The organism is Paraburkholderia sp. BGA-UO-ETr-F12 (genome assembly GCF_059567945.1).
Map to the genome: position 1 here is coordinate 21,599 of NZ_JCAQOZ010000066.1, position 19,710 is coordinate 41,308.

The 19,710-nt window shown below is 61.5% G+C and carries 17 protein-coding genes, 1 pseudogene and 1 riboswitch; of the genes and pseudogenes, 14 read left to right on the forward strand and 4 right to left on the reverse strand.

The window, feature by feature from the left end:
• Window positions 1-50: 50 nt before the first annotated feature.
• The gene (locus AC57B6_RS33620) at window positions 51-869 is read right to left on the reverse strand and encodes an enoyl-CoA hydratase/isomerase family protein (protein ID WP_042276147.1); all 819 of its coding nucleotides are present in this window, start codon (window positions 867-869) and stop codon (window positions 51-53) included.
• A 171-nt stretch (window positions 870-1,040) separates the two neighbouring features.
• Between AC57B6_RS33620 and AC57B6_RS33625 the strand changes: the two genes are divergently transcribed.
• Complete coding sequence (locus AC57B6_RS33625; RefSeq protein ID WP_281662936.1) at window positions 1,041-1,982, forward strand: LysR family transcriptional regulator; 942 nt, start codon at window positions 1,041-1,043, stop codon at window positions 1,980-1,982.
• Between the two features lie 20 nt (window positions 1,983-2,002).
• On the opposite strand, the pseudogene AC57B6_RS33630 reads toward AC57B6_RS33625, so the two are convergent.
• The 3 genes and pseudogenes from AC57B6_RS33630 to AC57B6_RS33640 all read right to left on the reverse strand — a co-directional run.
• Window positions 2,003-2,161 (reverse strand): annotated as a pseudogene (locus tag AC57B6_RS33630) (alpha/beta hydrolase); the annotation flags it as partial.
• Entirely contained in the window at window positions 2,152-2,325 is a 174-nt protein-coding gene (locus AC57B6_RS33635; RefSeq protein ID WP_491564557.1) for a hypothetical protein, read from the reverse strand. The gene AC57B6_RS33635 and the pseudogene AC57B6_RS33630, both read right to left, overlap by 10 nt.
• A 63-nt stretch (window positions 2,326-2,388) precedes the next feature.
• The gene (locus AC57B6_RS33640; RefSeq protein ID WP_144194672.1) at window positions 2,389-2,985 is read right to left on the reverse strand and encodes a DJ-1/PfpI family protein; all 597 of its coding nucleotides are present in this window, start codon (window positions 2,983-2,985) and stop codon (window positions 2,389-2,391) included.
• A 90-nt stretch (window positions 2,986-3,075) separates the two neighbouring features.
• Here AC57B6_RS33640 and AC57B6_RS33645 point away from each other — a divergent pair, with 90 nt between their 5' ends.
• From AC57B6_RS33645 to AC57B6_RS33705, 13 genes are all read left to right on the forward strand, one after another.
• Window positions 3,076-4,407: an aminotransferase-like domain-containing protein gene (locus AC57B6_RS33645; protein WP_496422954.1), complete on the forward strand. Its 1,332-nt coding sequence runs from the start codon at window positions 3,076-3,078 to the stop codon at window positions 4,405-4,407.
• 406 nt (window positions 4,408-4,813) lie between these two features.
• A complete protein-coding gene (locus tag AC57B6_RS33650; protein WP_178369764.1) occupies window positions 4,814-5,653 on the forward strand; it encodes a hypothetical protein in 840 nt (279 codons plus the stop codon).
• A gap of 255 nt (window positions 5,654-5,908) precedes the next feature.
• On the forward strand, window positions 5,909-6,346 hold the full coding sequence (locus AC57B6_RS33655; protein ID WP_081833191.1) for a response regulator: 438 nt from the start codon (window positions 5,909-5,911) through the stop codon (window positions 6,344-6,346).
• A 115-nt stretch (window positions 6,347-6,461) separates the two neighbouring features.
• A complete protein-coding gene (locus tag AC57B6_RS33660; RefSeq protein ID WP_198793829.1) occupies window positions 6,462-6,629 on the forward strand; it encodes a hypothetical protein in 168 nt (55 codons plus the stop codon).
• 863 nt (window positions 6,630-7,492) lie between these two features.
• The gene (locus AC57B6_RS33665; protein WP_028198716.1) at window positions 7,493-7,702 is read left to right on the forward strand and encodes a hypothetical protein; all 210 of its coding nucleotides are present in this window, start codon (window positions 7,493-7,495) and stop codon (window positions 7,700-7,702) included.
• 245 nt (window positions 7,703-7,947) lie between these two features.
• Window positions 7,948-8,046: riboswitch (guanidine-I (ykkC/yxkD leader) on the forward strand.
• 58 nt (window positions 8,047-8,104) lie between these two features.
• The gene (locus AC57B6_RS33670; RefSeq protein WP_496422955.1) at window positions 8,105-9,175 is read left to right on the forward strand and encodes a putative urea ABC transporter substrate-binding protein; all 1,071 of its coding nucleotides are present in this window, start codon (window positions 8,105-8,107) and stop codon (window positions 9,173-9,175) included.
• 34 nt (window positions 9,176-9,209) lie between these two features.
• Window positions 9,210-10,025, forward strand: coding sequence for an ABC transporter permease (locus AC57B6_RS33675; protein ID WP_496422956.1), 816 nt, complete (start codon window positions 9,210-9,212; stop codon window positions 10,023-10,025).
• Window positions 10,022-10,807 (forward strand): ABC transporter ATP-binding protein, encoded by a 786-nt coding sequence (locus AC57B6_RS33680; RefSeq protein WP_028198713.1) that lies wholly within the window; start codon window positions 10,022-10,024, stop codon window positions 10,805-10,807. Before AC57B6_RS33675 ends, AC57B6_RS33680 begins: the two co-directional genes overlap by 4 nt.
• A gap of 22 nt (window positions 10,808-10,829) precedes the next feature.
• Complete coding sequence (locus AC57B6_RS33685; protein WP_178369765.1) at window positions 10,830-11,534, forward strand: urea amidolyase associated protein UAAP1; 705 nt, start codon at window positions 10,830-10,832, stop codon at window positions 11,532-11,534.
• A gap of 15 nt (window positions 11,535-11,549) precedes the next feature.
• Window positions 11,550-12,191 carry an urea amidolyase associated protein UAAP2 gene (locus tag AC57B6_RS33690; protein WP_106353080.1) on the forward strand — a complete coding sequence of 214 codons (642 nt, stop codon included), beginning with the start codon at window positions 11,550-11,552 and terminating at the stop codon, window positions 12,189-12,191.
• A gap of 175 nt (window positions 12,192-12,366) precedes the next feature.
• Window positions 12,367-15,966, forward strand: a complete 3,600-nt coding sequence (gene uca / locus AC57B6_RS33695; RefSeq protein WP_496422957.1) for an urea carboxylase — start codon at window positions 12,367-12,369, stop codon at window positions 15,964-15,966.
• A gap of 19 nt (window positions 15,967-15,985) precedes the next feature.
• Window positions 15,986-17,791: an allophanate hydrolase gene (gene atzF / locus AC57B6_RS33700; RefSeq protein WP_496422958.1), complete on the forward strand. Its 1,806-nt coding sequence runs from the start codon at window positions 15,986-15,988 to the stop codon at window positions 17,789-17,791.
• 665 nt (window positions 17,792-18,456) lie between these two features.
• Window positions 18,457-19,704 (forward strand): efflux RND transporter periplasmic adaptor subunit, encoded by a 1,248-nt coding sequence (locus AC57B6_RS33705; protein ID WP_496422959.1) that lies wholly within the window; start codon window positions 18,457-18,459, stop codon window positions 19,702-19,704.
• The last annotated feature ends 6 nt before the right edge of the window (window positions 19,705-19,710 follow it).

Sequence of the window (19,710 nt, forward strand, 5' to 3'; positions counted from 1 at the left end):
CCCCGGGGGAAACCCGCGTGCTGCTTCCGCTGGATGAATGCGCCCGATAACTAATCGTCGAGATCGCCAAGCAGTTGGCTCAGGTTCAGTTCCGCGTCGCGCGTCTGGAACCCGCGTGCCATGGCTGCTTCCATACGGCGTTGTGCAGGCTGAGACCGCACGTTTTCACCGAACAGATTCGAATCGCGACGAAACTCGTCGACGGGGGCCAACGCGATGGCATTGACGCGCTCCTTAACCATCGCGTGTCCGGCTGCCGGAAACCGCGAGATGCGTCGCGCGAGCGATGCCACAAAGTCGCCAAGCGACTCGGCCGGCAACGCCCGATTGATCCACCCATACCGTTCTGCTATATCAGCGTCATAATCCAACGCGCCCAGCATCACTTCAAGCGCACGACCGCGGCCCATCAAGCGCGTGATGAACTGGGTCGCGCCGCCGCCAGGGACTAGTCCGAACGCCGCTTCCATCTGACTAAACAGCGCCGATTCCCGCGCGGCAAAGCGCATATCGCACGCCAGCACAAATTCGCTGCCCGCGCCACGCACACGCCCTTCGATCTGTGCGATCGAGACAAGTCGGCTGGCACTCAAATGCCGGAACAGCAGCGCAATCGATGGCTCGCCGGTCAGCTTTGCGGCTTCGTCGCGATACTCCTTGACCTTCGTCACATCCACATGCGAGATGAAAAAGTCGGGGTCGGCACTGCTGAAAACGAGTACGTTCGTACCGTTGTCGGCCTCCGCGTCCTGAATCAGCGTAACCAGGTCGCGCACAAGCTCGGGACCGAGCAGATTCATGGGCGGCGCAAACATCTTCACGAACAGAACCGCTCCGTCGCGGTTCACTTCAAGCGTCTCGAACGTCATCGAGGGCTCCTGATGGGCAAGGCTGGTATCGGGTCTGGAAAAAATGTGGCCGAGCGCCTCACATCGGCGCATTGAGTACATGAGGCGCCCGGATAACTATGAATCTAGTCCTTCCTGGGTCACCTGAGTAGCCGGTAGAATTGAGAACTTCCCTTTCACAGGTGGAAGGCCATGGATCGTTTAGAGGCGATGGGCATCCTGCTAGCGGCGATAGACACGGGAAGCCTGTCCGCCGCAAGTCGAAAGCTTCGCATTCCTCTGGCAACAGTAAGCCGACGCGTGTCCGAGCTGGAGGCCCATCTGAATGTGCGATTGGTCGTGCGCGGCACGCGCAAGCTGACGTTGACGGAAGCCGGACGTGGTTATGTGGCGTCCTGCAGGCGTGTTCTGGAAGAACTCGCGGAGATCGAACGTACAACTTCTGGCGAGTACCATGCACCGCAGGGAGAACTGGTAATCAGCGTGCCGCCGGTACTAGGGCGGATCCACGTGCTGCCGGTGATCGTCGAATTTCTAGCTGCGTTTCCGCAAATTCGTATGCGCGTGCAATTGACAGACCGGCTCGTCAATTTGCTGGATGAGCGCGTCGATCTGGTACTGCGGCTTGGGGAGCAACCGAGCAGCAGTCTGATCACAACGCGTGTCGGGCTGCATCGGCAAGTGCTGTGCGCAAGCCCCGCCTATCTGAACGCGCATGGGATACCGCAGAAACCCGAAGACCTTGTATCGCACGACTGCGTGACATACGAGGAATATGCGATGGGCAGCAACTGGGAATTTCAGTCAAAAGGTCGGACACTAAAGATCGAAGTGCCGTCGCGCCTTGTGGTCAGCTCGGTGGAGGCTGCCGTTGTTGCCGCAGAGGAAGCGGCCGGCATTGCACGGGTCATGTCGTATCAGACCGATGGCGCCGTGAAATCAGGCAGTCTCGTGATGCTTCTGGAAGCCTTCGAACCGTTGCCGACTCCTATCAACCTCATGTACATGGCGCAACGGCAGATTCCGCTCAAGCTTAGGGCTTTTATCGATTTTGCCGTTCCACGACTGAGAGAAAGGCTCGGCCCCGCGAGTAACGTGGATCGGCCCCGGCGCGACAGCCGGACGGCGGATTGACTTCGTCCGTCTCGTGTACCTTATTCGGTCACAACCGCTTTGCTTGCCGCCGCGATGATCGCGTCCGCAACAGCCTTCGGATGACTGAGCATTGCGACGTGACTCGAGTCGACATGAATCGTCGTCGCGCCGATCTTCTTTGCCATTGCGTCCTCTGCACGCGGATCGATCATGCGATCGTGGTCACCCTATCCCAGCCCGATCCATCGGCCAAAGCACCGTGCACCAGGACGACGTTGGTCCCCTTCAGGTCCTGCGGCGGCGCAGCGTGCGCCGCGTGCACAGAGAACGCGCCGCCAAGCAGAAGCGTGAACATGAGATATTTGTTCAACAGACGGTACATGAGGACATCCTCCTGAATGTGTAAAGCGGTGCCAGCCGTCGGCATCGCAGGTACCCGCACGCCTTAGAGGAATGGCGAAATGTTCGCTATGGCGCGTGTTATGTAGGCCTCCTTCTCTCCCACTGGGGCAACGTGCTGAATGGCGTTGCGTGCAGCCTCTATCCCTTCCAGACGCGCAATGAACCACGCCGCCAGATACTGCGCCGCCAAACAGCCGCCGGCGGTCGCGACGTTGCGCTTCGCCGCAAACGGCCGGTCGAGCACCGCCACGCCCGCTTCTTCGACCCACGGTTTGGTGGTCAGGTCGGTGCAGGCCGGAACGCCATTCAGCAGGCCCAACTTCGCGAGTATCAGCGTGCCCGAGCATTGCGCGCCCAGAAGTTGACGCGCCGGGTCGAACCGCAACTGCGACATCAGCGCGGCATCCGCGGCAACCGCGCGTGTCTGTATTCCGCTGCCGACCAGGACCGCGTCGGCCTCGCAGGCGTCCTTTAGCGTCGCTTGCGCCTCCAGCACCACGCCGTTCATCGATCGCACTTTCGCGGTCGGGCTGGCGATCGCAACCTGCCAGCCGGGCTTCTTGACCCGGTTGAGGATATTTAGCGCGATCAGCGAGTCGAGTTCATTAAAGCCCTCAAAGGTCAGAATAGCGATGTGCATGACGTCCTCGTCCGCGTGGAGAAGTTGTGGTGAGCCATGTTAGAGCCGCGATTAGATACAATAAAATAATTGTCATGGATACACTTGGACATGGTTCAGCCGCGCTACAAGCAACTCGTCGACCGCCTTGCGGCGGAGATCCGTGCGGGCCGTCTGCGCCCCGGAACGCGTCTGCCAACGCATCGCGACCTTGCTGCTCGAGAAGGCCTCGCGCTGGTCACGGCCACGCGGGTGTATGCGGAGTTGCAGGAGATGGGTCTGGTGAGCGGCGAAACCGGCCGTGGCACATTCGTCAAGGAGGCGCTCCCTCGAGCCCAAGGCATCGACCTGAGTGCGTGGAACGCGGACACCGTAGACCTGAACTTCAACTATCCGTCGTCGCCCGGCCAGACCGATCTGCTTAGAGGGGCGCTGCGCCAACTCGCCGTAACGGGCGACCTCGAGTCTCTACTTCGATACCAGCCCCACGGTGGGCGCGAGCACGAGCGCGCGACGGCGGCGCGCCATCTGGCAACCCGGGGGCTGCCGGCTACGGTCGAAACGACATTGCTCGTGAGCGGCGCACAGCACGGGTTGACGACGGCCGCCCTGGCTCTCCTCGAGCCGGGCGACGTTGTGGCGGTGGATGCGCTGACTTACCCCGGATTCAAGCTCGCTGCAGAGACTAATCGACTGGAACTCGCATCGATCCCAGCCGCTGGGCGCGGCCCCGATCTGGATGCACTTGCGGCTCTGTGCAAGCAACGACGGGTCCGCGCCATCTACGTCATGCCGACGCTGCACAACCCACTTGGCTGGGTGATGAGCGCGACGCGACGCAGGGAGCTCGTCGCTGTCGCCCAGCGCCATGGACTGCTAATCATTGAGGATGGGGCCTACGCATTCCTGGCTGAAGATGCACCGCCGCCGTTGGCATCGCTTGCGCCTGATACCACGGTCTACGTGTCGAGCCTGTCGAAGAGTGTCGCAACCGGCCTGCGCGTCGGTTTCGTCTGTGCACCGGCCGAATGGGTCCCAAAGATCGAACGGGCTATCCGGGCGACAACGTGGAACACCCCGGCGATCATGACGGCCATTGGCTGCGGCTGGATGGAGGACGGCACGGTGGCTCGACTCGAAGTGGAGAAGCGACGGGACGCGGCGACGCGCCAGGACCTTGTCGCCGATATTCTCGGACAGGTGGAGCGGGTCAGCCATCCCAACTCCTATTTCGTGTGGCTTCCACTGGCGCAGGATGTTCGCGCGGACGAAGTTGCGATGGCGCTGTTGCGTGAGCGAGTGTCCGTATCGACAGCCCTGCCGTTCTCCACGTCGGCTCATGTACCTCATGCAATCCGGTTGGCAATCGGTTCCGTCGACCTCGTCACGCTCACGCGGTCTCTGCAAACGGTGGCCCGAGTGATCGCCGAACGGACCTACTGACCGACAGCCGCGCCAGAGCCTGCTGGGCACGTTTCTCAAGGCGGCTGCACCCTCCTTCATGGCGGCCTGCAAAGAGCGGTTTGCCCAGCCGCCTGAAAGCGATTTCGACGCGCACCGGCCGCGCACCGCATGCTCGCCAGGCGCCACAGCTTGCGGCCCGATATCACCACGGTCGTCCGGCGAATGATGCGGCGGATCCACCGGCACAAAAATTGCGCTGACCGAAAAGCTTTCTCGCCCGACTTGCAGGAGTGGCCTGCTGGTCGGCATATCGCCAACGACGATATCGATAAGGTCACGGAGGTTCTCAATGAACGATACAAGAGATCTAGCGGATTCGGCGCTAGTCACAAAGGATTCCGCGTTATTAGTCCGGCAGTACGACACCGCGGTTTCATGGGGGGCCGTGTTCGCCGGCGGCGTCGCTGCGGCCGCATTCTCACTCATCCTGTTGACGTTGGGTACCGGCCTCGGTCTGACGGCAATTTCTCCGTGGTCATCGGGACCGTCGAATGCGAAAGCATTCGGATTCGCCGCTGTTGTGTGGATATGTGTGACCTCAATTCTCACGTCTGGACTAGGGGGCTATCTGGCGGGACGGCTACGCAGCCGCTGGCTCCTGATCGACAACGACGAAGTCCACTTTCGCGACACCGCCCATGGTTTCCTGAGCTGGGCCGTGGCGACGCTCCTCACAGCGGCCGTACTGACATCGACTCTCTCAGGCGTTGCACGTGTCGCCGCCCAGACTACTGCGGCAGGCAGTCCCGTCACGACGCAGACGATGCAGCGCGGGAATGCGGAGGCCGCGACGAACACGTGGCCGCTGGGCTACTTTGTAGATTCTCTCTTCCGTATGCCCGCCGGGTCGCTTGGGGTGCCCCCCGGTTCCGCCTCCGGTGGCAGCGATATACGCAGCGACATACCGCGCGCGGAAACCGCGCGTATCTTCCTGAACAGCGCCGCGACAGGCGATCAATTGTCGCCAGAAGACACCGCGTATCTAAGCCAGCTTGTCTCCCAACGGACTGGCCTCACGCCAGCAGCAGCACAAGCACGCGTGGTAACAACATACACGCGCCTTTTGCAAAAATTGACTGCGCTTGATGCCGCAACGAAAAATGCCGCCGACAAGGCGCGCAAAGTCTCCATCGGCGCATCCCTCTGGCTCTTCGTCTCGCTTCTGCTAGGCGCGTTCTCCGCCAGTCTGATGGCGACTCATGGCGGCCGCGTGCGCCAACGCTGATTGCAAACTCAATTTCGACTACCCAAGGAGGCGGTTATGCGCTCAATTCTTCTTTACATGCTCGGTGTACCTATTCCAATCATCATTCTTATCGCGCTGTTCTGGCATTAACGACCGATTTACCCTCCGAACGCCTGACGTCTTCCGGCGTCCGGAGGGGCGTCGTGAGCGTTTCCTTGTCCCCAGTGCCGCGACCCAAACGAAGCGGATAGGCATGCCGGTTGCGAAAAAGGGGAATATCTCCTGATTCGCGATATGTCTACGATCCTTCTTGTTGACGACGACGTGCATTCGCTTTCCCTACTCCAGATTATTCTCGTAGGGCATGGTCACCGCGTGCTTCTCGCTCAAGGCGGTGAGGCCGCCCTTCACACGGCCGCGCAACGCCTTCCCGATCTGATCGTGACTGACTGGAATATGCCAGGCATGGATGGCATTGGCTTGTGCGAACATCTGAAAAGCTATCCCGCTCTTGCTCAGATTCCGGTAGTTATGACATCCGGCCGTGTTCCGCCACGGGAGAAGTCGGCACTATGGGATGCTTTTCTTTCCAAACCTCTCGATCTGGCCGCCTTGGAGCACGCCGTTGACTCGCTGCTCGTGAAGCGATTGTCGGGGCCTCAATCCCCTCTCAATGTGCCTGGTCCCGCGTTCTCCCGATGGCAACCCGTCTCCTCAAAACTGATGGTTTAGCGATCGGTGGTGATCGAGACGCCGACGGAGTCAGGTGCGAATTTGCGCCGACGCCGCAGATCGCGGTACGCCAATTGCTCGCTACGGTGATGAAAACTGTTCAAGGAGGTACGCCGTGAGCCAGAAAAGTGATAAGCAGCCGGATGTCGAGCATCCGCAACCGGCGCAGCATAGCGACGATGCACGCAGCCGCATGCCCGAGCGCCGCGACGACGGGCACAAACAGTCTTCCGGAGACAAGCCTTCGAGGAAGGCCGAGGAAGGAGAACCGCCTGTGGGATAAGCGCTCGCTAACGGGGCGCATGTGCGGCTGCAGAGACGCTGCGGATACGCCTCCGCCGGGTTGACCTGATTGCTGCGCCTCGCGGCGAAGGCGCCATGAGCGCTGCACTCCTTTTGCCGCCTCGTCCGCGACTCGAAGATATCGCTCGCGGTAATGAGGCGTTCCTTTCGCATACCAAAGTATCTTGAGAAACGGGCTAGCGGACGCAGTCCGCGCCTATTCACCGTCGCCGCAAGACGCTGGACGTGCCTGATCCGAATATCCCGGTTTGAGCGCCCCCCTTACCCGATGCGCGCGCAGTGAACCTCGTCCCTACGCGAAAACTCCACATGCAATTCGCGGTTCGTCGAAACGCCGCTACGCCGACATTCGCGTCACACCTTGCGATCGACTATGCGTCTCGCGAGAGTCGCCCGGATATGAAAGGCATTCGCAAGCTCTCCCGACCATAGGTGTTCGCGGAGCATCTGCCCGTCAAGTTCGGAGGCAAAGGAACGGTTTGCGCGATGCAAACGTTGCAAATTACACCGTGTAGAAATCGTAATTTTGCAAAGACCAAGGTTCCTGGATTGGGCGGTGACCGTCTACAACGCGGCAAAGGCGTTGCCGAATCCAGTCAACCCCTTCCGGATGCTGCCGTTGCTCAGCGTGCCGGGATTGCGAGCCCGTGACGCGGTTGGCTTCACGTACCCTCTTTGATTATTTTTTTCGCGCTTGCCGATGTGCTATGCGTAGCCGGATACTGACTTTGCCCGCGTTGTCTCCTCTGCGGGTGCATCAGTTTCGGCCCGCCTCGGGCGGGCCTCTTTTGAGCAATGCGTGCGAACGCTTGCCAATGAAGGTGATGTAAATCCGGAGGCGCCATGGAAATCTGCGACGGATGCGCCAACATTGACGGCCGCCCCGTGGGTGTCGAGGGACACGAAGGCATCACTTTGATTGGTGTGGCGGAATGCAACGGTGCGCTCGCGCTCGAACATTATCGCTGCGACAAATGCCGGGCGATCATTGCCAGACGATTCGTGGGCCAGTGCGATGAGCGTGTCTGGAGCGTAATCGAAGCCGCACGGTAGCAATCCCGTCCAGCCTTTTCGGCGGATCGATCAGGAACGCCCGGCAAGTCCGCCACACGATCACCAAGCCCGGGCAATCAATGCACGAACCAGGTGCGAGTCCGCTACGCGCGGATGCACGCCGTCACCGGCGCGGTGCAAAAAACTGCCGCGCCGCGCCGGAATGCGGCAATTCCTGTTTGGCACGCTTCTCGCTAATAAGGGAGTGCAAGGAGCCGGCGCAATCCGGTTTAACACACAATCTGGAAATGGACGGCTAGGGTTCCGGCCTGCTTCAAGCAGGTGCTGGTCCGAGAGCTGTCGACCTCGGTGAGGTTACACGGCGGGATAAAAGCCCGGGAGAGAACGCGATGTTTGCGCTGCTCCCTGCCGTCGCTAACCGTCCCTTCCGAGGTCAACCTCATGCGTAAGCTCGTTCGCTTTCTCAGCATCGCCGCGGTCTCTCTCGCCGCTTTCACCTCCACTCCCTCGTTTGCCGCCGGACGCACCGACTTCAAGGTCTGCTGGACCATCTACGCGGGCTGGATGCCGTGGGGTCAAGCGAAAACCCAGGGCATCGTCTCCAAATGGGCCAGGAAATATGGCATCAATGTCGATGTCGTGCAACTGAACGACTACGTCGAATCCATCAATCAGTACACCGCCGGCAAGTTCGACGGCTGCGCGATGACCAACATGGACGCGTTGACCATCCCAGCCTCAGGCGGCGTGGATTCGACTGCGCTGATCGTCAGCGACTATTCGAACGGCAACGATGGCGTGCTCGTCAAGGGCAAAGGCAAACAGATCGCCGACCTGAAGGGTCAGCAGATCAATCTGGTCCAGTTCTCGGTATCGCACTACCTGCTTGCACGCGCCCTCGAAAGTGCGCATATGAGCGAGCGCGACCTCAAGGTAGTCAACACCTCCGACGCCGACATCTCCGGTGCGTTCGCCACGCCCGCCGTCCACAACGCAGTGACGTGGAACCCGATGCTTGCCGAACTGAAGGCGCAGCCGAACGTCACCGAAGTCTTCGACTCGAGCAAGATTCCCGGTGAAATCATGGACATGATGGTCGTCAACACGAAGACCCTGAACGACAACCCGGCGCTCGGCAAGGCGTTGACGGGCGCATGGTTCGAGATGGTCGCGTTGATGCGGGCCAATAACGCCGACAGTACCGCCGCGCTCACCGCGATGGCGAAGGCATCGGGCACCGATCTCGCGGGCTTCAAGGGGCAACTGTCGACCACCGCGCTGTTCTATACGCCGCAGGCCGCGGTCGATTTTGTCACCAGCCCCAACCTGCCGAAGATCATGACGCGCGTCGCGGAGTTCTCGTTCGATCACGGTCTGCTCGGACAGGACGCGAAAAGCGCGGACGTGGTCGGCATGGCGTTCGACAAGGGTGTCGTGATCGGCAACAAGGGCAACGTCAAGTTGCGCTTCGATCCGACCTACGTGGAAATGGCCGCGGCCGGCAAGCTCTGAGTCGAACAACACGTACTTCATCCGGCAGGCACCCATGAGACTCATCAATCGACACCCCAGCCGAAGCGGCGGCCTTATGCTGCTGTTGCTGCCGTTCATCGTGCTGATGGCGGTTTACTTCACCGGGTCGTCGATGCGGCTCAAGCTCAATCCCGATGACAAGCTGCTGCCGAGCGCCACGCAAATGAGCGACGCCATCAAGGAGGTCGCCTTCAATGAGGACAAGCGCACGGGCGAGTATCTGCTGTGGGCCGACACGGTATCGAGCTTGAGAAGGCTCGGCATCGGCCTCGTTGTGAGCGCTTTAATTGCCTTGGTGGCGGCCATCGCGACCGGCTCGTTTCCGCTGGTAGGCGCGACGTTCTCACCGTTCATCACGGTGATCTCGATGATTCCGCCGCTCGCCGTGCTGCCGATCCTGTTCATCGTGTTTGGGCTCGACGAATTGTCGAAGGTCGTCCTGATCGTGGTCGGCATCACGCCGATGATCATCCGCGATCTGCATGCGCGGGCGCGCGAGATTCCAGCCGAGTTGTGGGTCAAGGCACAGACGCTCGGTGCAACCAGCTGGACCCTGGTTCTGCGCCTCGTGCTGCCGCAACTGCTGCCGCGCTTACTGGTGGCAATGCGTCTCGCGCTGGGTTCGGCGTGGCTGTTTCTTATCGCGGCGGAAGCGATTGCTTCGACAGATGGCCTCGGTTACCGCATCTTTCTGATGCGTCGCTACCTGGCAATGGACGTGCTTCTGCCTTACGTCGCGTGGATCACGCTGCTCGCGTGGCTCATCGACGAGCTGCTGCGCCGCCTCACGCAATGGTCGTTCCCCTGGTACGGCGGAGGCGCACGATGATCGAAGTTCGTAACGTCTGGAAGGAATACGGCGATCAGGTCGTGCTCGAACGGTTGAACCTGCGTGTCGAAGAAGGCGAGTTCTGTTCGATGGTCGGCGCATCGGGCTGCGGCAAGTCCACGTTCCTGAGGCTATTGCTCGGTCAGGAGCGCGCGACGCGCGGCGAAATTCTGCTCGATGGCGAGCCCTTGCCGGCTGAACCCGATGAACATCGCGGCGTGGTGTTTCAGCGCTATTCGGTATTCGACCATCTGAGTGTGGTTCGCAATGTGATGCTCGGACTCGAATTGCGTCGCGCGAAATTCACGGGCCGTCTATTCGGTGCGCAGCGACGCGCCGCGCGCGATGAGGCCGTCGCGATGCTCAAACGCGTCGGCCTTGGTGCGGCGTTGGATAAATTTCCGCAGCAGCTATCGGGCGGCATGCAACAACGTCTCGCGATTGCCCAGGCGCTGATGATGAAGCCACGCGTGTTGCTTCTCGATGAACCATTCGGCGCGCTCGATCCCGGCATCCGCAAGGACATGCACGACTTGCTGCTCAGCTTATGGCGCGAATCGAAGCTGACGATTTTCATGGTCACCCACGACCTGAAGGAAGGCTTCACGCTCGGCAGCCGCGTACTGGTGTTCGACAAGGTCCGCGTCGACCCTCAAGCGCCGGGCGCCTACGGTGCGCGCATCACCTACAACATTCCGCTCGACCACAGCCGCGACTCCAGGTCGTCCATTCACATGGCCCAAGCCGTCGTGGAAGGCGCATCGCGTGTCGAAACGGTCTGAGCCCAAAGGGAATCTTAAGCACATGGATTTGCTACTCGAAGAAACCGTCCCCGGCGGCGGCCATACCTCGCTGATCGTCAAGCGCGGCCAGTCGTTGCGCATCACCGACCTGCGCGGCGGCGCGAACGCCAGCGTCCTGCTGATCAACGCATCCGAGAAAAGCGAACGGCTCAATCTGCCCGATACGCTCAAATGTCAGCACACGGCGAAACTGACGGCCGGTCATTGTCTGTACTCCGATATGGGCCGTGTGCTCGCCGCAATCGTTACGGATACCTGCGGCTGGCATGACAGTATCGGCGGAGTATCGAATGCAGAGGAAGTATACGAACGCTACGGCGCGGGTCGTTACCAGGAGCTGCGCAACGCGTTCTATCGCAACGGCACGGACAACCTGCTGGTCGAAATGGGCAAGTGGGGGCTGGGTATCCCGGACCTGCTGATGACACTCAATCTCTTCAGCCGAGTCGACGTCACCGACGCTGGCGCGTTGAATTTCGTTCCAGGCAATTCAAAGGCCGGCGACTATGTCGAGCTGTATGCCCCGATGAACACGCTGGTCGTGCTGACCTCGATCCAGCATCCGCTCGATCCGAACCCGGAATACGCGCCCAGGCCGGTCAAGCTTGCGTTGAGCCACGCGGAGCGCGACGTCGCCGAACTTTGCCGAACCTCATGCGAGGAAAACGTGCGCGGCTTTCTCAACACCGATCGTTTCTTTCTTTGAGCGGAGCCTGACACCATGACCACAACGCTTACCGTCAGCGACAAACGCCCCGAACATGCGGTCTTTCGCGAGACACTCGCGGCCGGCGAACCGTGGCTTCACGAACTGAAAACCGGGCAGACGCTGCGCATTCTCGACCTGGAAGGCAATCAGGCCGTCGATACGCTGTTCTACAGCCTTGCAGATCCGCGCGAGCGTTTCGACCCGCAACGCACGCTGCGCCGGCAAAAAAACCTGTATCTGACGACCGGCACCGTGCTGTATTCGAACCTTGGCAATCCGATGCTGACGATCGTGGCCGACACCTGCGGCCGTCACGATACCCTTGGCGGCGCCTGCGCGCAGGAAAGCAACACGGTTCGCTACGCACTGGAAAAGCGCTACATGCATAGCTGCCGCGACAATTACCTGCGTGCGTGTGCGCACGACGGACGTTTGTCGAAGCGTGACATCGGCGCGAACATCAACTTCTTCATGAACGTGCCCGTGACACCGGATGGCGGTCTTACATTCGAAGACGGCATCTCGGCACCGGGCAAGTATGTCGAATTGCACGCGGAAATGGACGTGATCGTACTGATCTCCAACTGCCCGCAGTTGAACAATCCGTGCAACGCCTATAACCCGACGCCCGCGGAGTTGCTGATATGGAACTGAAGCGTATCCGCGACTGGCTTTACTTCGTCATGCTGGTTCGCGCCGGACGACATTGCACCCGCACGCGCGAACAACTGACCCACGCACATCGCTGACACGGACCTCTGCCGCGGACGACCGCGGCATGCAATCCCCACGTGGCGGGACGACCCGCCCATGAATCCAGTCCCCTCTCATGTTCGAGAAAATCCTGATCGCCAATCGTGGTGCCATTGCGTGCCGCATCCTCAGAACGCTGCGTGAACTCGATGTAACCGGCGTCGCCGTCTACGCGGAAGCGGATCGCGCGAGCCTCCATGTGAGCGAGGCGCCCATCGCGCACGGTCTCGGTGACGGTCCGGCTTCCGCCACCTACCTCGACACCGGCAAGATCCTCGAGATCGCCCGCCGCGAAAACGTCCAGGCAATTCATCCGGGCTATGGATTCCTGTCCGAGAATGCGGCCTTTGGCGAAGCGTGCGAGGCAGCGGGCATCGAGTTCATCGGACCGACGCCAGCGCAGTTGCGGGCGTTTGGCCTGAAGCACACGGCCCGCGGGATCGCAGCGGACCAGGGTGTGCCGATGCTCAATGGCACGGGCTTGCTGGACGACCTCGCCGCCGCGCTGGCAGCCGCTGAGTCGATCGGCTACCCCGTGATGCTGAAAAGCACGGCGGGCGGCGGCGGCATCGGCATGCGGGTATGCTGGAACGTCGAAGAACTGCGTGCTCATTTCGAGGTGGTCAAGCGTCTTGGCCAGAACAACTTCAGCGATGCGGGCGTGTTCCTCGAAAAGTACATCGAGCGGGCGCGGCATCTGGAAGTGCAGGTATTCGGCGACGGCCGCGGCGACGCGATCGCGCTCGGCGTGCGCGACTGTTCGGTGCAGCGGCGCAACCAGAAGGTACTCGAAGAAACGCCCGCGCCCAATCTGCCGGACGGCATGTCGGCCGCCCTGTGCGAAGCTGCTGTCAAGCTCGCGAAAGCGGTCAGTTACCGCTCCGCCGGCACGGTCGAATTCGTCTACGACAGCGCTGCGCAGCAGTTCTATTTCCTTGAGGTGAACACCCGTCTGCAAGTCGAACACGGCGTGACCGAGCAGGTCTGGGGTGTGGATCTGGTGCGCTGGATGATCGAACTGGCGGCGGGCACCCTCGCGCCGTTGCAGGAACTCGCCGCGGGTTTGAAGCCGCAGGGGCACGCGATTCAGGCACGGCTCTATGCCGAGGACCCGGGCCGCGATTTCAAGCCGAGCCCGGGCTTGCTGACCGATGTCGCGTTTCCGCGCGCCGACGGACGTTCGCTGCGCATCGATACGTGGATCGAGGCCGGCTGCGAAGTACCGCCCTACTTCGACCCGATGCTCGCCAAGGTGATTGCGTGGTCGCCAACGCGCGACGCGGCGTGCCACGCGCTCGCTGACGCGTTGCAGAATACGCGCCTCTATGGCGTGGAGACGAACCGCGACTATCTGCGGCAGATCCTCGACGATCACCCGTTTGCGTCCGGCGAGCCGTGGACGCGCTGCCTCGAAGGTCTCAAGTATCGGGCGAGCACGCTCGAAGTGATCAGCGCCGGCACGCAGACAACCGTGCAGGATTATCCCGGCCGCCTTGGCTATTGGGCGGTCGGCATTCCGCCATCCGGTCCGATGGACGACCGTGCGCTGCGGCTCGGCAACCGCCTTCTCGGCAATGGCGCCGACGCTGCCGCGCTCGAGATTACGATGAGTGGGCCGACCTTGCGCTTCAACACGGACGCGGTCGTCGCCGTGACCGGCGCGAATCTGCCCGTGCTGCTCGACGATATCGAACAGCCGTTGAACACGACCCTCCTGGTTGCCGCCGGCTCGACGCTCGCTTTCGGCACCATTCGCGGTGCGGGCGCGCGGGCCTATCTGTGCGTGCGCGGCGGCTTCGACGTCGCGCTGTATCTCGGCAGCCGCAGCACCTTCACGCTCGGCCAGTTCGGCGGGCATGGCGGACGAGCGCTGCGGGCGGGCGATGTGCTGCATCTTCAGCCGTTGCAGGACGTGCATGCTGGCGCGGTACTCGCTAACCTTCCCGCACTGGAAACCGTGCGCACGCTGCGAGTGATCTATGGTCCGCATGGCGCGCCGGAGTACTTCCGCCCGCGCTATATCGAGCAATTTTTCGACACCGAATGGGAGATCCATTTCAACTCCAGCCGCACCGGCGTGCGTCTGATCGGACCGAAGCCCGAGTGGTCGCGCGAGGACGGCGGCGAGGCGGGACTGCATCCATCGAACATTCACGACAACCCCTATGCGGTCGGTGCGGTCGATTTCACCGGCGACATGCCAGTGATTCTCGGCCCCGATGGTCCGAGCCTTGGCGGTTTCGTCTGTCCGGTGACGATCATCGAGGCGGATCTCTGGCAAATCGGCCAGTTGAAGGCCGGTGACAAGGTGCGCTTCGTGCCGGTGCAGATCGACGCCGCGCGTGAGGTTGCACGCCAACGTCTGCGTGAATTGGAAACGCTCGAATTCGAGTCGCAAGCGGCATTCACGAAGGCCGCGGCGCTCACCTCGCCTATCGTCCTCGAAACCGGTGCGGATCGCGAACGGCTCGTCGCGCGGGTTTCCGGTGACACGCATCTGCTGCTCGAAATCGGTCCGACGGAGCTCGATCTCGCATTGCGTTTCCGGGGACACGCGCTGATGCAGTCGCTCGAAGCGATGGCACTCACCGGCGTGATCGACCTGACACCTGGCATCCGCTCGCTGCAGATTCACTATCAGCCTGAAAGCCTGCCGCTTGCGCAGTTGCTCGCGATCGTCGAGCGCGCATGGCAGGACGTGCTGTTGCAGAAGAATTTGCGCGTACCGTCGCGGATCGTGCATTTGCCGCTGTCGTGGGACGATCCCGCGTGCCGCCTCGCGATCGACAAATACATGACCACGGTGCGCAAAGACGCGCCCTGGTGTCCGAGCAATCTCGAGTTTATCCGCCGCATCAACGACCTCGATTCGATCGATGCGGTCAAACAGATCGTCTTCGATGCGAGCTATCTCGTGATGGGGCTCGGCGACGTCTATCTCGGCGCACCGGTCGCGACGCCGCTCGATCCTCGCCACCGGCTGGTGACGACCAAATACAACCCGGCGCGTACGTGGACGGCGGAGAACTCGGTCGGCATCGGCGGCGCGTATCTATGCGTGTACGGGATGGAAGGGCCAGGCGGTTATCAGTTCGTCGGCCGCACATTGCAGATGTGGAATCGCTATCGCGAAGTCGCGGATTTCGCGGGACGCCCTTACCTGCTGCGTTTCTTCGATCAGATCCGTTTCTACGAAGTCCCAGCCGATGAATTGCTGCGCATCCGTGCGGACTTTCCGCTCGGGCGCTATCCGTTGAAGATCGACGAGACCGAGTTGTCGCTGGCCGACTATCAAACGTTTCTCACGCGTGAATCCGCCGGCATCGAGCAATTCCGCGCGCGCCAGCAAGCCGCGTTTCAAGCCGAACGCGAGCGCTGGCGCGAAGGGGGAACCACGGATGAGAGTTTCGACGCCCCGGTCGTCGAGAGCGCGGAACTGGCACCGTTGCAAGACGGTGAAATTGCGGTGGACAGCGAAATTGCCGGCAGCCTCTGGCAAGTGCGGGTGTCGCCCGGCGATAGGGTCGAGGCAGGCGACGTGCTGCTTATCATCGAGTCGATGAAAATGGAGATTTCCGTGTGCGCGCCGTATGCGGGAATAGTCAATGAGATTCACGTGGCGCCCGGCTCGCCGGTGCGCGCCGGGCAGCGCGTTGCCGTCATCAAACGTCTTTGACTATTCGGAGAAAACACTCATGTCTTCATTCGATCTGCGCCTGTCCACGCTGCGCGCCGCTTACCGCACCGGAACGCATACGCCGCGCAAGCTGATCGGCGAGTTGCTGACGAAAGCCGCTGCACTGAATCCCGAGTTTCATCTGTTCATCCGCCTTCTGAGCGAAGCCGAAGTCGCGCCGTATCTGGATTGGCTTGAAACGCAGGATATCGAAGCATTGCCGCTTTATGGCGTTCCGTTCGCGATCAAGGACAACATCGATCTGGCCGGCATTCCGACAACGGCCGCGTGCCCCGCGTTCGCCTATACACCGGCCGAGTCGGCGACACTCGTCGCCCAGTTGATCGCGCTAGGCGCCGTGCCGCTCGGCAAGACCAATCTCGATCAGTTCGCCACTGGCCTGAACGGCACGCGTTCACCGTACGGCAGGTGCCGTAACAGCGTGCATCCTGACTATCCGTCGGGCGGGTCGAGCGCGGGGTCGTCGCTAGCCGTCGCACTGGGCGTCGCGAGCTTCGCGCTCGGCACAGATACCGCAGGTTCGGGTCGTGTGCCGGCAGGCCTGAACAACCTCGTTGGACTCAAGGCGAGCAAAGGCCTGCTGTCGACCGCCGGTGTCGTGCCGGCCTGCCGCACGCTCGATTGCGTGACCTACTTCACCGCAACCGCGCAGGAAGCCAGCGAACTGCTCGCACTGACCGCCCAGATCGATCCCCGCGATGCATACAGCCGCAAAAACCCGCAATGGAACGACGCACGCGCGTTCGGCAGGCTCGCTACGTTCCGGTTCGGCGTGCCGTCGCAACTCGAATTCGCGGGCTGCGCGGAAAGCCCGGCATTGTTTGCAAAGGCTCGCGCGATGCTCGAAGCGGCGGGCGGTGAAGCCGTCCAAATCGACTTCGCGCCATTCGTCGAAGCGGCAAACCTGCTTTACGAAGGCCCTTGGGTCGCGGAGCGCTACAGCGTCGTGGACGAATTGCTGGAAGCGAACCCGGAGGCCGTATTGCCGGTTATTCGCGATGTGCTGGCGAAGGCGCCGGGGGCCACCGCCGTCGAACTTTTTCGTGCGCAATATCGCCTGCAGGCATTGAAGGCGATCTGCGATGCGGCGCTTGAACCGCTCGACTTCGTTCTCACACCGACGTATCCGCGGCCTGTTACGCTGGCGGAGCTTGAGCGCGATCCCATCCGGCCGAATTCGTTACTCGGCTACTACACGAACTTCATGAATCTGCTCGACTATGCCGCCGTCGCGACGCCGACCGGGTTCATGGCGAATGGTCTGCCATGGGGTGTCACGGTGTTCGGCCGCGCCTTCACGGATCAATATCTGCTAAGCGTGGCGGACACATTGCAGCGAATGAGCGGAATTGAATGTGTCGGCGGCAGCAAATCCGATGCGAACGATAGGCCTCGGGCGAACAACGATCGCGTGAAGGTGGCGGTGTGCGGCGCGCATATGCAGGGTTTGCCGCTCAATCGTGACCTGGTAAGCCGTGGCGCGCGCCTCGTAGAGGCTACGCACACTGCGCCGCATTATCGGCTGTCTGCGCTGGCTGCCGCACCGGATAGCACAAGACGCCCTGGAATGCGCCGAGTGTCAGACGGCGGCACGGCGATCGCGATTGAGGTCTGGGAAATGCCCAGCCTGGAATTAGGTTCGTTCATCGCGACCATTCCCTCTCCGCTTGCGCTGGGGAAGATTGAACTGTCAAATGGCCAGTGGGTGACGGGGTTCGTGTGCGAGTCGTATGGGCTGGAATCCGGGGCAGATATCACGGAGTTTGGCGGCTGGCGAGCATGGCTCGCCAGCCTATTCCGGTAGTCATCGGACGCCTGCCGGACGTAGAGGCGTCGGCTGCAAAGCGCAATGCAGCAACCCAAACTTGACCGCTGGTGCGAAGTCCGGGTTCCGGCCTGGCATTTCGAACAATTACATAAAGCCTTCACCAGCATGACCACTCGCCTTCACTCCCGCCAAAAACCAACCCTCCGCTCAGCCGTTCGTTGACGCCGATTGCGGGCCGACAGATACCCACAGGGTCTTTCGCCCCGAAACATGTTTCACGTTGGTAACTCAAACTTTGGACGTACCCGGTACATTGGCGCATACCCATTGTCCATCCGCTTCCACCAACGCAAACATGAGCAATACACGGTCTGTCAGCAGGGCGCTCGCGGCAGTCGGCGACGCGCCGTTCACTCGATCCCGAGAGGACGCTCCGACAAATCATTACAGCCGGTTTCACAGCATATTGCTCCTCACCGACCGGCTCGACGCGCCATGACTCCGTTACGGCGCCCTATGCCGGTTAGGAGGTTATGCATTTTGCGCGCCCCGTCTTGCTTTCAATTGGATAACGTCATGCAGAAAAAACATTGAGTTGTGACAACACGCAAGAACCATGGCATGTTCCCAAAATCCTGGCAGAGAATGACTCCCCATCCGACCATCAACGGCAGTATCTGTTTTCGTTTTCGGAGATACCTATGAGCGAAGCCGTGTCCACGCAACCCAGGCGCTCCCGACGCGGGCTCATTCTATTTGCGCTTATCGTGCTGGTGCTGATCGCGGTTGTCGTTGTTCACCTGTTGACGCGCAAGAAGCCCTCGCGCGAAGTCGCGCCGATCGTCGTCACCGTGGCGAGCGCGACACTCGGTTCGATGCCGGTCATGTTGAGCGAACTCGGCACGGTTACACCCACCGCCACCGTGACCGTGCTGCCACAACTGAGCGGCTACCTCACTGAGGTCGGTTATCACGAAGGCCAGGAAGTCCAGAAAGGCCAGTTCCTCGCCCAGATCGATCCGCGCCAGTATCAGATCAGCAAGCAGCAGGCTCAGGCGGCACTCGCCAAAGACCGCGCGTCGCTCGCCCAGGCGCGCGCCGATCTTGCCCGCTACACGCAGTTGAACGAGCGCAAGTCGATCGCGCAGCAGACCTTTGAAGATCAGAAGTTCCTCGTGCAGCAGGACGAGGCCGCGGTTCAGTCCGATCTCGCCAACATCGCCCAGTTCGACCTCGACCTGACCTATTGCCGCATCACCGCGCCGGTCGCCGGCAAGGTCGGCCTGCGTCTCGTCGACCCGGGCAACTACGTAACCGCGTCGTCGTCGACGGGGATCGTCGTCATCACCACCGTCAAGCCGACTACCGTGCAGTTCACGGTGCCGCAGGACTCGCTCGCATCGATCGTGCAGCGCCTGAATGGCGGCGCAAAATTGCCGGTCACCGCCTATAGCAGCGACAACGCGCGCGAGATCGCCACAGGCGCGCTTTACGCGGTCAGCAACCAGATGGCCACGTCGACCGGCACCGTCACCTTACGCGCCACGTTCCCCAACGACGACGAAGCGCTATTCCCCAACGAGTTCGTCAACGTCAAGCTGCTGGTCGACACGCTGCAGAATGCCGTGCTGGTGCCGACCCCAGCCGTGCAAACCGGCGCGCCGGGCGACTTCGTCTATCTGGTCAACGCGAACAACACCGTCTCCGTGCATAAAGTGAAGCTCGGCCCGAGCGACGGCAAGAACACGGTCATTCTCTCGGGCCTCGCCCAGGGCAACCAGGTGGTCACGGACGGCACCGACCGCCTGAACGACGGCGCCAAAATCCAGGCGGCCAAGCCGAAGCCCGCGGCGGCCAAGCCAGCGTCCGGCGCCGCCGCCGCGGAACCTGCTACCTCCGAACCCGCTGCCGCGTCGGCCGCGGCGTCGGCCAATGCGGCTTCGTCGTAGCAGGTT